Here is a 12,173-nt window from a genome sequence, read left to right as displayed (position 1 = left end):
GAAACAAAAACATGCAAAATTTAAATCTATCGCTTCTCGCGATTCTTATAACAATATCGCTTATGCCACAATCAGTTTTTTCGATGGTTCCACAACCTATAGGCCAACACCAAGCCACAGGCGGGTTTCTCTATATAAATGATAATCTCAGAAAAGTGATAGCAACGGGAACTCTGCAAATGAGAATTGGTAGCCAATGGTCACTTGCCGATGGCACTATATCGAATAATTATCAATGGGTAAATGTAAGAAATCCTGAAGAACCTTCCGACACAATGAATTTGGAAACTTCTTCAGAGGAAAACAATAATAATGTTGAATAACTAGAAAGATAAAAATGAAGAACATACATGTATCACTTTTCGCTCTTTTAATGCTCTCTTTGCTGCCACAATCAACATTATTTTCAATGGAGCAAACACCGCATATTGAATATGTTACCGAGACTTCAAGAAGAGTTAATGGCCAACTACAAATCCTCCATTTTATCGATACGTATCACGATGATGGTACGGTAACTAATGAAGCAATCTGGATACCTGCACCATCTCAAACGATGCCTACAGCAAATTATCCTGGCGGTTCATAATAGCTTTTTTTCCTCCAGAACTTGTAAGCACCAGATAGGAATAAAAATGAAGAAAGTAAAAGTATCGATTGCCCTGTTTCTTCTAGCAATCGTGACCCTCGAGCAACCAGCATTGCTGTCAATGGAACAGCCTCAAGATCAAATCATCTACATAAATAACAACGTTCGTATATTCAATGGCCAACTGCAAGAAGCGGTTCGCCATGAATATAGAAAGATTGATGGCACAATCACCGTGATAGAAGAGTGGATTGCAAAACAATAGAATAGGCAAGAAAATTTCCTGCCTATTCTTAACCATTTAAAATTTAACTATTTTTCTTTTTTGCACGAATCATCAAATGCCATCCAAGTTCTGCTTCAAGTTCCTTAAATAATTCGTCAGATACGTTCTTAAAACAATCTTCTTTTTCATATTCATACTTAATATATTTTTCTATCTTCCATGGAAAAATATGATCTTTTTTCATTTCAAGAATTTCAAAATCACCAAATAATCTGCGGGCGCCTTCAAACGTATAAGAATAGGTAACCGGGCATCCAGTTTGCGCTTCAGAATACATCGCAATTAATTCATCAAGCGCGCCATCGCCAAAATCCCACATGCCTGTTTCTCGCATGAAGTGAAAAAGCTTATAACTTATTTTTGAGTAAACCATCATTCTGAGTTCACCATCATCTTTCAGTAATGAATTGCACGCTTTTACGATTTTTTCTGGTTGCGGAGAATGATGGATCACGCCAAATGACCAAATTAAATCATACTTTTCACCATGCAAAATTTGATCCAGCTCTTGCGCGTTGCCTAAAATAAAACGTGCAGATAATCCATATAACTCAAATCTCTTTTTTGCCAGCTCAAGACTTTCTGGAGATAGCTCAACAATCGTAAGATCTGCACCATTCCGTGCAAAATTAATCGCCTCAGTTCCCAATCCGCATCCTATTTCCAGTACTCGCTTGCCCCGCCACATTGCAAATTCTGCAAATCCAGGAATATGCGGCTCCACGAAATATTTTCTTTTTTCTACTTCATCAAAATATTCGCGAGTACCGATGGGTTTTTTCGAATGTTTAAGATTGCATGGCCGCCGATCCCAAAATTTTTTAACCTCTTCAATCGACTTTGCCGAAAAATGAGCGGCTGTTAATGAACTATGAAGCACTCCTAGAAAAATAGGCAGTATCATTTTTTTCATTATATTCTTCTCCTTTTAAAATAAATAAAAGCTCTCGATTACGCGTTGGTTATTTTTATTCTTTTTTTCAATCAACGCAACCATTTTTTGTTTCTTGCCAATTGAATCTGCCTTATTGGATACTGATAAATAAATATAAGGGGAAAAAATGAGAAGAGTATCAAGCTGGAAAGGATCGCTATCGTTCGGCCTTGTTCAATTTAATATTGAGCTTTATTCGGCGATCGCCTCGCATTCACTCGGTTTTAATTTACTACACGCAAAGTGCCATACACCGATTGCAAATAAACGAATGTGCCCCAAATGTAATAAAGAAGTGGCATGGTCCGATTTAGTGAAGGGATTAAAGTTAGAAGACGGCTCCTATTTTATTATCACCAAAGAAAATCTGGAAAAATTGAAACCAGAAAAAACAGATTCGATTCGCATTCTAGAATTTGTAGACGCTTCTGCCATTGATCCTATTTATCTTGATCAGCATTATTATATGCTTCCGCAAAAACAAACAGACCGTGCATTTTTTTTATTCGGGCTAGCGCTGCAAGAAACTGATCGCGTGGCCATTGGCCAATTTGTGATGCGTGATAAAGAATATGTATGCGCAATACAGCCGCATGGAAATATTCTCCTTGCCACGACGCTTAACTATGATTACGAAATTAAAGAGCTTAAAGAGACTGCTACGCTCAAAATCCCTAAATTTGAAAAAGCGGAACTCAATCTAGCGGAACAACTTATCAATAAACTCACCGTAAAGAAATTTTCGATGAGCCGTTTTAAAGATACGTTCGCACAAGAACTCAAAAAGAAAATTGCGCAAGCGGCTAAAGGCAAAAAACTTGAAAAGATAAAAAAAGTTAAAGAAAAAAAAGCAAAACCTGAAAAAGAACATTCTCTTATGCAAGCACTGCGCAAAAGTATTAAAACACGAATTCCTACGCGTGCATCTGAGCAGCGGCCAGTTGCTCGTGCAAAATCGCGAGCCTAATAATGGCAAAAAAAATTCATGCAATGAACGCACACATTGGTACGCTTGACGATTTGAAAAATAAAGATTTTATTTTTGAGCCCAAACTAGATGGCATTCGCGCGCTTTGCTATGTAAATAAAGAATGTGATTTCATATCGCGCAACGATATTGATTTATCGCCGCGATTTCCAGAGCTGCTGAGCATTCGAAAAAACATTCAAGCGCAAGAATGCATCTTGGATGGTGAAATTGTCGCCTACGATAAAAAAGGAGTTCCCCATTTTTCAGCACTCCAAAAAGGGGGCAGGCCGACGTACGTCGTTTTTGATATTCTCATGAAAAACGGAAAATCGCTCGTTCATTTGCCGTTGATTGAACGTAAAAAAATCTTAAATCAAACGATTATTGAAAATGCGCGGCTGGAAAAAACTTTTTTTACCCATGATGGCCCCAAGCTTTGGAAAGAAATGGTTAAAAAAAAGATGGAAGGCGTGATGGCAAAAGATCCGCAAGCTCCTTATCATCCCGGGCTTCGCTCTCGCGTATGGCTCAAAATTAAATTACTCAACACGATCGATTGTGTGATCGTCGGATTTACAACATCAAAGCGTGCAATATCTTCGCTCGCTCTTGGGCTTTATGATACGGATCAGCACCTTTATTATATTGGAAAAGTGGGCACTGGATTTAATGAAGAAGATATTGAAGAACTCGAGAATAAACTAACGCCGCTCAAAATTGATAAGCGACCAACGGAAAATGCTCCGGTAATTCCTGGAAAAAAAATTTATTGGGTAAAACCTCGCACAGTATGCGAGGTTACCTTCTTACAATTTACTTCGATCAGATATTTGCGAGCATCAGTATTTATTCGATTGCGAACCGATAAGAAACCAAAACAATGCACATTCAGATCGCAAACATTAATAAAAAAATAATTATGCGGATTGCGCTTCAACTGCTGGAGCTGGTTCAGGTTCTTTAGCCAGCGGCTCCTCATGGATCACTGCTGGTGCCTTCATAACTGCAGGCATTGGCCGGCGCCATAGTGAACTTATTTTATCCCAAATGCCGCCAAAGAAATTGCCGATCGCGTTAAAAAACTTTGTAAACGAACGTATAATCGATGCAAAGATTCCTTTTGATCCTTGTTTCTTTTCGAACGCTTGCGCTTCTTGCGCTGCTTTCTCTCTTATTTCTTTATCAATTTCTTCTTGCGAACGGCGTTCATCCGATTCCATATCCTGCTTTTCATATTTCTCAAATTCATGTTTCAAATCTAGGCCAATTTGTTGCAAATTAGCGATAGACATTTTTATTTTGCTCATCTGATCACGCATTGCTTGAATTTGATCATTGAAATAAGAAGCGAGGGTGTTTTTTAAATAAGCATAAATATCTTGTAAGCTTTTATAGCTCGCGTCGGTCGCATAATAAAGCTCTTCAGCTTTTTCATCGCTCAGTAATTGTTTAATTTCCTGAAAATTTGCCCATGCTTTATTTTGATAGCCGTTTGAAATTTTGATCTGGCTATCAACGGTGGTCATTACGTCGTTAATTTTAGATTCTATCGCATGGATATTTTGCAATTCTTCTTGGAGTACCGTTAATTCGCTTTGTTTTTGCGTTATTGCTGCAAGGAGTTCACGTTCTTGCTCCGTTAGATCGCCCTGCCTTTTTTGTTCACGTTCCAATTGCTCAAGAAGATCTGCAAGTAATTTATCAGCATCGCCAATATCAAAACCAATCTCGGTAACAAATTTATCGTACTCATTATCCAATTGGTTTTGTTTTATTTTATAATCGGCACGCGCTTCAAGAATTGATGAAAAGCGTCGGTTGATCTCGCCGATAAGATCGATCATATCCTCAACCGCTTTGCGCTTTAAGAGCCAGTTGCCGCCCTCTTCAATATTTACCGTATCGATACCGCCAATAGGTTTTTCTGGCACCGATTCATTTTCTTCAGGCGCTGCTTGGCTTTCTGATTGCGTTATGGATTCAGCTGCAACGGCTGGCGCTGAGGGTTCTACTTCTTGCCCGTTTTGACTGCTTTGATCGGTAGATTGCTGCGATGCTTGCACCGTTTTTGTTGTTGACGCAGTTTGTGGCGCGTTTGCACTAATTGCGGGGGGCGTAGTAGCAGCCGAAGCCGTTTGTTGCTGCTGAGCAGCTGCTTGCGCCGCTTGGCTCGGCGCAGTTGTTGCTGACGTTGCAGCAATGGCAGCCGTTGGTACCATTGCCGATTGCGCAGCGGTTGCGCCCACTCCAGAAATCGCAGATTGCGATGATGCAGAAGCGACAGACGAACCGCGACCCGATAGCGATGGCGATGCAGCTCCTGCAGAAACCGATGATCGTGCGGTTGCAACAGGGGAGGAAATGCCTCCACCCACAGCAGTATCAGCCGACGAATCATCAGAACTATCGTCAGAGCCCGTATCGGATTGATCAGATGGCTGAGCAACGTTTGTTTGTGATTGATTTTGCACCGGTGAAACAACAGGAGCCGGCGTAACTTTTACCGGCACTGCGTTTGGATTAATAGAAGATGAAAGATTACCTAAATTATCGTTTAATTCAGAAAGTACTACACCGAGTCCAGAAGTGCTTGGCACTCCCGTTTTAAGGGGAGCAACAGCACTCTGAATATGAGCACAGGACATGATGCCAACAACCAACAAACAACTACGTAACGCTTTCATACCGCTCCTCTTACAACGTTTCAGATAACTCTTTCAATTCTTGGACCAACCCACGCGAAAGTTCTTCCGCTTCCCATGAAGTATAGCTCCAGCGTACTCCACTTTCCACACGCGTCAATGTTGAGCGGTCACTTTTAATATCAATAATGTCGATACGAACAACGTTCATAAGAGGATGTACCAACGATGGTGCTCGAACTACTCCCGCGCGGCCAAGAATACTGTAGGCCACGTTCCCTTCGTCAAGAAAACAAAGCATCACTTTTTTTTGCCAGACCATATTATGATAACCAGTATGATCTTTGTGAATGGTCATCAAAATACTTTCTAATCCTTTAGGATAAACGCATTGAATTGGCGTTGTATGTGGCAATCCTTTTTCAGAAAAAGTTGCAAGTGTCGCAACGGTGCCTTTTTTCATAACCTTAATTAAATCTTCGGGAAGTTTAACACCAACGTGTTTAGCCATTTTTCATTCCTTGCGTTATGTAACTTGTTAAAAAAGAAAATACTTTTTTGCTTTGTTTAGATTGTCCCTAAAATTCCCTAAAAATTTAAAACACAGATAATTTTTCTATAACCTCATTCTCGACCGCTAACGCTTGAGGCGTTAAAAAGAGTCGATCATCAAAGGAGCGCACAAGATGGCGTTCCTGCAACATGGAAACTGCACAAATAAACGTTTCGCGTTCCTTTTCTTGTAAGGTGGTTAATAATTCTGAAAATTTCACACCAACCGGTTGGCGTAGCCCGAGCATTAATGTTTCAAGCCATATTTGTTCACGAGATAATTTTTCAGCCATTATTTCAGTCGGTTGTTGTTGTTTGATTTTATCCATGTAGGCCAATAAATTTTTTTCATTTTCAGTTCTGCTCATTCCATCGAATGAAAACGCACCCAACCCAAAACCTTTAAACGGCTTTCGCTGCCAATAGGCTTTATTATGTTTTGATTCAAAACCGGCTTGCGCAAAATTAGAAATTTCGTATTGCGCGAAACCATGCTCAGCCAACAGCGCAACCGACCAATAATAGAGATCAACCACTTCATCATCGCAGGGTAAACTAATGCTTTTCTTTTTTACCCCAAAATAAAGGGGCGTTGCTTCGTGCACCATTAAAAAATACATAGAAATCTGTTTGATAGGCCAACGCACAATCTTTGCAAGCGCATCTTTCCACTGCTCGGCCGAAACTCCGGGAAGCCCGAGAATGAGATCCACTGAAACGGTACGGAAAAAATGGTGTGCCTTATCGATCACCGCGTACACATCTTCAAGCGATTGATGCCTGTTAAGTTTTTTGAGTGCCGCACTATTCAAACTTTGAACCCCTATACTGATTCTGTTAATCCCACTATCACGCCATACGCGAAAATGCTCATCGGTCACTGTTCCCGGGTTAACTTCGATCGTCCATTCGTACCCTGGTAAAAAATCGATGACTTTATATAGTGTACCAGACGTGTCAAGTAGTTCGGAAAGTGGGTACGTGCTTGGCGTGCCGCCCCCCATATAAATCGTCTCAATAGAGAGTTTGCGCTCACGCTCAGAACAAAAGCGCTCAATCTCGCTTTTAAGAGCAAGGTGATAATCGTGCATATATTCTTCGTGGCCAGCAATGGCAACAAAGTTACAAAAGTGGCATTTGTACGGACAGAAAGGCCAATGGATATAAAGCGACGATGGATTAACCGACAAGTCAAAATACATGCAAGTCCCTAAACGTTGTAAATCCCGAAAAACCTATCTCAGCTGTTCATCAGAGGAATATGCCGAATTCGTTTTTTCATTTTTTGCTGAGTTTTTTCCCTCACGCAAAATCTCACCACCCACTTTTTTCTTCAAATGCGGATTTGGGATCGTGTTACGCACAATATCGATCGCACGAATCAAATCATAGCGCATTCGTTCACCCGCCCCTTCTTGATGCGCAAACTTAATTATTTCAGCGCCCGAAAAAAGATGCCGCACCTGCTCCTGCAAATCTGCAGGCAATCCAGAATGTTTTACCGCCTCAATAACTTCTTGGTCGGTTTTACCCTCAAGCGAAAGTTCATATCGCTTTGCCAAGTAGGTTTTAAGCACTTTAGTTAGATGTCCATAGAACAGTTTATGCGTATCTTGATCTTCAAACAAGCCCAAATTGATCTTTTGTAGGTTATTAAGCGCTTCTTGCCACGGATCGAGCACTTTTTTTCGTGAGCGTTTAATGTAACGAACCCAAAAAAAGAGCATCGCCAAAAGCAGCGCAAAAATCACTATCCCAAAAGGGATATAAAACGCCGGTTGATGCCAAAACGGTTTGTACCACCAACCATAAAGATCGTAAAGTTTAATACCCTGTGCTTCTTGCATCATAGTTTACTACCCATTATTCATCTTGAAGTACGCGCTTGGAAGAATCTTACTAATTGTTCAACAATTTTTTCCGGATTCTCAATATCAACCGTATCTGCCCCTGAAGCTTTTAATATTTTTGATTGCTGGTCGTTAAATGCATGCAACATGCGATTGCATTTTTTTGCACCAGCGCGGCTCAAATTTAAAAGAACTTCTTGCTTAGTTTCACTATCGATCGTTGTTATAAATCCGGCAGTCGGCAATTCTCTTTCTAACTGATCGCGCATGCGTAAAACAATACAATCATTCTGCGCGCAGATCATTTTAAGCGCCTTATCAAATCGCAAAGTCTCTTGTTTTTGGTTTTGCTCTCCATCAATCATATCGGAGAGAACAAAAACGATCGCATCGCGTCGCTTTAATCGTGCAATGTAATCAAGAGCACTGCTGATCGACGTTTTTTTCTCAGTCGGTTTAATTTCGCATAACGTGCGCAATAAAAGTTCAATGTGCTGGCGCGAACGCGCGGGCGGAATGTATTTTTCGACATGATCACTAAAGAGCACCAATCCAACCATATCTTTGCTATAAAATCCTGCCATGATAAGAATCGTGGCCGTATCGATCATTACGTCGTTTTTCGATTGCTGTGCACCAAAAAAAGTAGATGCTGAAATATCGAATGCGATAATAATGGAGCGGTTTCGCTCATCTTTATATTCGCGCACTAAAAGTTTATTCATGCGCGCAGAGCTTTTCCAATCAATAAAACGCACATCGTGCCCAAATTGATAGTCGCTGAGCTGCTCAAACTCAAGCCCGTACCCTTTTTGCGCCGCTCGGTGCTCGCCAATATAATAACCTTGCAAAAGGCGTCGAGTTTTAATTTCTAACTGCTTAATCTTTTGTGCAGTTTCTGGACTCAACCTTTTTTCCATTGTTACCAAACACCATAATTTTTAAGAATATCTGGAATTGCGATAGAACCATCCGCTTGCTGATACGTTTCCATAATAGCCACCATCAATCGTGGTAGCGCTAATGACGAACCATTGAGCGTGTAAACAAGTTTTGTTTTCTCTCCCGCAGCTTCGCGGTAACGAATCATGCCGCGGCGCGCTTGAAAATCGGTGCAATTACTGCACGAGGACACTTCTTTATAATCGTTCAAGCTTGGAATCCATACTTCGATATCAAATGTTTTTGCCGATTGAAAAGAACAATCTTGGCCAGCTAATAATGAAATGCGATAATGAAGCCCTAATTTTTTCAAAAGTCCTTCTGCACAAGCAACTATTCTGTCAAGCTCTTGATCAGCATATTCAGGACGAGTAAATGTATATAGTTCAACTTTTTCAAATTGATGAATGCGGATCAATCCGCGCTCATTGGCGCCATAAGATCCTGCTTCCCTTCTGAAACAACTCGTCCACGATGTAAGGCGCATTGGTAAATCGGTCGGCTCAAAAATATGATCCCGATAGAGATTTGTTAAACTGACTTCCGCCGTTGGAATTAAAAACAGTGGATCATTCTCAGTTGCATACACCTGATCTTTAAATTTAGGAAAATTACCAGCAACCCTGAGCGATTCTTCATTTATCAAATAAGGCGGCAGAATCATCTGAAAGCCATGTTCTTGATTATGCTTGAGCATAAACATAGAAAGCGCATAAATCATTTTTACGCCATCGCCGCGATAAAGCGCAAAATTACTGCCAGTGATTTTAGCAGCCGATGCAAAATCGAGCCAACCTAAAGCGGTCGCGAGATCGATATGATTTTTTGCTGGAAATGAGAACGTTGGTTTACCGCCTTCTTGGCGGACAACTTTATTCGATTCTTTTCCGCCCAATGGAATATCGGTAGAGGGAATATTTGGGCAGCGTAAATAAAGTTCATTAAATTCTTTTTCGAGTACTTCTAGCTCTTTTTCTGTTTGTTTGAGCTCGGTACCTAAGGCGATTGATCGTTCTCTAATCTCGGGCGTAATACCAGACTTTGCGTTTGCCGCAAGCTGATTTTTTTGGTGGCGCAGCTCTTCAACGCGCGAGCGCATTGTCCTTAATTCTTGATCCTTTTTAAGGAGCAACTGCGCATCAAACGAGGGTTCTTTGATAGTAAGCAGTTTTATTATCTGATCTGGATGTTCTCGCAAAAGCCCTAAATCTATCATGATAAACCTTTAAAATGTGCTCGACGAACTATATATCTATAGAAAATACTGGAAAAAAGAGGAGTTGAATAGTAAAAAAAATGGGCTGCTTACGCAGCCCAAACAGATAAAGCTTTTTTAACTTCAATCACATTAGATTGAACGTACCACTTCTCGTAGCGCTTTTCCTGGTTTAAAGCGAGGAACATTCACTGCAGGCAAATCAATACGTTGCTTTGTTGCAGGATTGATTCCCTTACGTGCTGGTCGACGTGAAACAGACCACGTACCGAAGCTCGCCCACTGTACTTTGTCGCCGTTTTTTAACGCGCGTTGTACAGTACGCGCTAAGCTATCCAGTAAGCGCGCTACGTCTTTTTTTGTAAATAATGTTTCTTCACTCAAGGAGTCAATGAGCTGACTTTTGTTCATGAAAGAACTCCTAATAGGTTTAAATGGTTTAACACTGCTTCTTCATCCGACTCTACTTTTTTCTTCCTATGATTTCCTATGACATCAGTCAAATAGCCTAATTCGATTTAAATGTTTGTCAAATTCGGTTAAAATAAAGCCAGATTTTTGAAAAAAAATACCATTTTGCTCATTCCTTCTGTCTTGATGAGTTCTCACTCGCAAGAAACGCCACTTACATGGTTTAATTCTTTAAACCGAAGGATGTGCATAAAAAATAGGAAGAACGTTATTATGCAAAATCACAAGCCAATTTTATGCGATACTCATTGCCATATTAATATTATGGTGAAAAAAACATTTGATACGCCCCTTTTACCCGAACATTTTCCGCTGGCAAAAACTATTATTGATCAGGCAGCTGAAGCTGGCGTAAATCGCATTATAAATGTGGGAACAAGCTTCATTGAAAGCCAAAATTGCGTCTTGCTGGCTCAGCATTTTCCAAATTGCTTTGCAGCGGTTGGCATTCACCCAAATGATGCGACAGAAAATTGGCGCGCAGATTTAGAGAAAATAGAAAAATTAATTATTGCGGATAATGAAAAGAACATTGTCGCCATCGGCGAATGCGGCCTCGATTTTCATTATCCAGATTTTGATCGCGCGCGACAGGAAGATGCGTTTCGCGCGCAAATCGAGCTCGCATTAAAATATGATCGCGCCCTCATTGTGCATACACGCGATGCAGCCTATGAAACACTCGCTATTATCGATGAATTTCGTGATAGAAATCTGCGTGGCGTTATCCATTGCTTCTCTGAAGATATGAAATTTGCGCAAGAAGTGATGAAGCGTGATTTTTTTATTGGAATTGGCGGCCCATTGACCTATCCTAAAAACAATGCACTTCGAGAAGTTTTCCTAAATGTACCACTTGAGCGCATACTGCTCGAAACCGATGCACCCTACTTGCCTCCTCAAGAAATAAGGGGCAAACAAAATTCACCTGCACAACTTAAAACCATAGCAAAATTTCTATCTGCTTTGCGAAATTGCCCGGTAACGACAATAAGCGAATCAATTAATAAAAATTGCGCGCATCTTTTCAGGCTTAATGAGTAATAATTATAGCCCGCTACCAATTATGCTTATCTTTTATCTTATAATCGTAATTGTAATTATTTATAGTTCCGGTATACTATTAATACATACGTTTTATTTGATAAAAATGGAGCTCTACTATGAAGAAATTTTTGATTACATTTTTACTAAGCTGTTTTGCACTAGCTAATTCTGTTCATTTATCAGCGATGCAAACTTTTAAGGCTGATTCTAAGACTGGTTCAGCTCTTGCAAAATTAGAACCGGAAAAAATAATTACCTTAAAGAAAAAAGCTTACCGCGTTAACGCTATAACTCAAAAAACTTCTTACGGAGAAGATTTAGTCGAATTCAAGGCAATAGTACGAGATTCGGATTTCAATTATCATACTTTATATTTTGCTAAAAATTCCAATCATGAGTTCTTGAGTGCATCTAAACTCACACTTACGCCACTTAGTCAAACAGAAACAGAAGCTTTTAAGAAAAAGCTTCAAGAGGATGAATACTTAAAAAAAATTACTACTGCTCTGCCATTCATGAAATGCGCACTGTATGCAGCTGGAATTTTTGGCTTGAGTTACTTCATATACAAAATCTTAAAATAAGAACACGCTCAATCTTAAAGCCCAGGAATTTCTCGGCCTTTTTTTATTCTCTCTCCTTTTACAATTCAATGTCCCTTACTAACAGAGGCT

The 12,173-nt window shown here is 40.1% G+C and carries 15 protein-coding genes; 7 read left to right on the top strand and 8 right to left on the bottom strand.

What is annotated here, in order from left to right; all coding sequences use genetic code 11:
• Positions 1–11: 11 nt before the first annotated feature.
• The 3 genes from VHO47_01870 to VHO47_01860 are packed head-to-tail and all read left to right on the top strand — an operon-like array spanning position 12 to position 854.
• A complete protein-coding gene (locus tag VHO47_01870) occupies positions 12–323 on the top strand; it encodes a hypothetical protein (GenBank protein HEX2977847.1) in 312 nt (103 codons plus the stop codon).
• A gap of 14 nt (positions 324–337) precedes the next feature.
• Entirely contained in the window at positions 338–589 is a 252-nt protein-coding gene (locus VHO47_01865; GenBank protein ID HEX2977846.1) for a hypothetical protein, read from the top strand.
• A gap of 46 nt (positions 590–635) precedes the next feature.
• Positions 636–854 carry a hypothetical protein gene (locus VHO47_01860; GenBank protein ID HEX2977845.1) on the top strand — a complete coding sequence of 73 codons (219 nt, stop codon included), beginning with the start codon at positions 636–638 and terminating at the stop codon, positions 852–854.
• 43 nt (positions 855–897) lie between these two features.
• On the opposite strand, the gene VHO47_01855 is transcribed toward VHO47_01860, so the two are convergent.
• Positions 898–1,788, bottom strand: coding sequence for a class I SAM-dependent methyltransferase (locus tag VHO47_01855; GenBank protein HEX2977844.1), 891 nt, complete (start codon positions 1,786–1,788; stop codon positions 898–900).
• A 148-nt stretch (positions 1,789–1,936) separates the two neighbouring features.
• Between VHO47_01855 and VHO47_01850 the strand changes: the two genes are divergently transcribed.
• Together VHO47_01850 and ligD are read left to right on the top strand one after the other, a co-directional pair.
• Positions 1,937–2,776: a Ku protein gene (locus VHO47_01850; GenBank protein ID HEX2977843.1), complete on the top strand. Its 840-nt coding sequence runs from the start codon at positions 1,937–1,939 to the stop codon at positions 2,774–2,776.
• A 2-nt stretch (positions 2,777–2,778) separates the two neighbouring features.
• Positions 2,779–3,696: a non-homologous end-joining DNA ligase gene (gene ligD, locus VHO47_01845; GenBank protein ID HEX2977842.1), complete on the top strand. Its 918-nt coding sequence runs from the start codon at positions 2,779–2,781 to the stop codon at positions 3,694–3,696.
• Here the strand turns inward: ligD and VHO47_01840 are convergent, their stop codons facing one another.
• The 7 genes from VHO47_01840 to VHO47_01810 form a co-directional block, all read right to left on the bottom strand.
• Positions 3,697–5,463 (bottom strand): hypothetical protein, encoded by a 1,767-nt coding sequence (locus VHO47_01840; GenBank protein HEX2977841.1) that lies wholly within the window; start codon positions 5,461–5,463, stop codon positions 3,697–3,699.
• Between the two features lie 10 nt (positions 5,464–5,473).
• The gene (locus VHO47_01835) at positions 5,474–5,932 is read right to left on the bottom strand and encodes a pyridoxamine 5'-phosphate oxidase family protein (GenBank protein HEX2977840.1); all 459 of its coding nucleotides are present in this window, start codon (positions 5,930–5,932) and stop codon (positions 5,474–5,476) included.
• Between the two features lie 85 nt (positions 5,933–6,017).
• Entirely contained in the window at positions 6,018–7,175 is a 1,158-nt protein-coding gene (gene hemW / locus VHO47_01830; GenBank protein HEX2977839.1) for a radical SAM family heme chaperone HemW, read from the bottom strand.
• 33 nt (positions 7,176–7,208) lie between these two features.
• Positions 7,209–7,823 (bottom strand): hypothetical protein, encoded by a 615-nt coding sequence (locus VHO47_01825; protein HEX2977838.1) that lies wholly within the window; start codon positions 7,821–7,823, stop codon positions 7,209–7,211.
• A gap of 17 nt (positions 7,824–7,840) precedes the next feature.
• On the bottom strand, positions 7,841–8,743 hold the full coding sequence (locus tag VHO47_01820; GenBank protein HEX2977837.1) for a DUF58 domain-containing protein: 903 nt from the start codon (positions 8,741–8,743) through the stop codon (positions 7,841–7,843).
• A 2-nt stretch (positions 8,744–8,745) separates the two neighbouring features.
• Entirely contained in the window at positions 8,746–9,981 is a 1,236-nt protein-coding gene (serS, locus tag VHO47_01815) for a serine--tRNA ligase (protein HEX2977836.1), read from the bottom strand.
• A 132-nt stretch (positions 9,982–10,113) separates the two neighbouring features.
• Positions 10,114–10,392: an HU family DNA-binding protein gene (locus VHO47_01810; GenBank protein HEX2977835.1), complete on the bottom strand. Its 279-nt coding sequence runs from the start codon at positions 10,390–10,392 to the stop codon at positions 10,114–10,116.
• A gap of 273 nt (positions 10,393–10,665) precedes the next feature.
• On the opposite strand from VHO47_01810, the gene VHO47_01805 reads away from it, so the two are divergent.
• Both VHO47_01805 and VHO47_01800 read left to right on the top strand, forming a co-directional pair.
• Complete coding sequence (locus tag VHO47_01805) at positions 10,666–11,496, top strand: TatD family hydrolase (protein ID HEX2977834.1); 831 nt, start codon at positions 10,666–10,668, stop codon at positions 11,494–11,496.
• 119 nt (positions 11,497–11,615) lie between these two features.
• The gene (locus VHO47_01800) at positions 11,616–12,083 is read left to right on the top strand and encodes a hypothetical protein (GenBank protein ID HEX2977833.1); all 468 of its coding nucleotides are present in this window, start codon (positions 11,616–11,618) and stop codon (positions 12,081–12,083) included.
• Positions 12,084–12,173 lie beyond the last annotated feature (90 nt).

This window comes from Candidatus Babeliales bacterium (assembly GCA_036260945.1).
Taxonomy (GTDB): domain Bacteria; phylum Babelota; class Babeliae; order Babelales; family JACPOV01; genus JACPOV01.
Note: the sequence above shows the minus strand (reverse complement) of the source record. Positions and strands in the feature narration are given on the sequence as shown.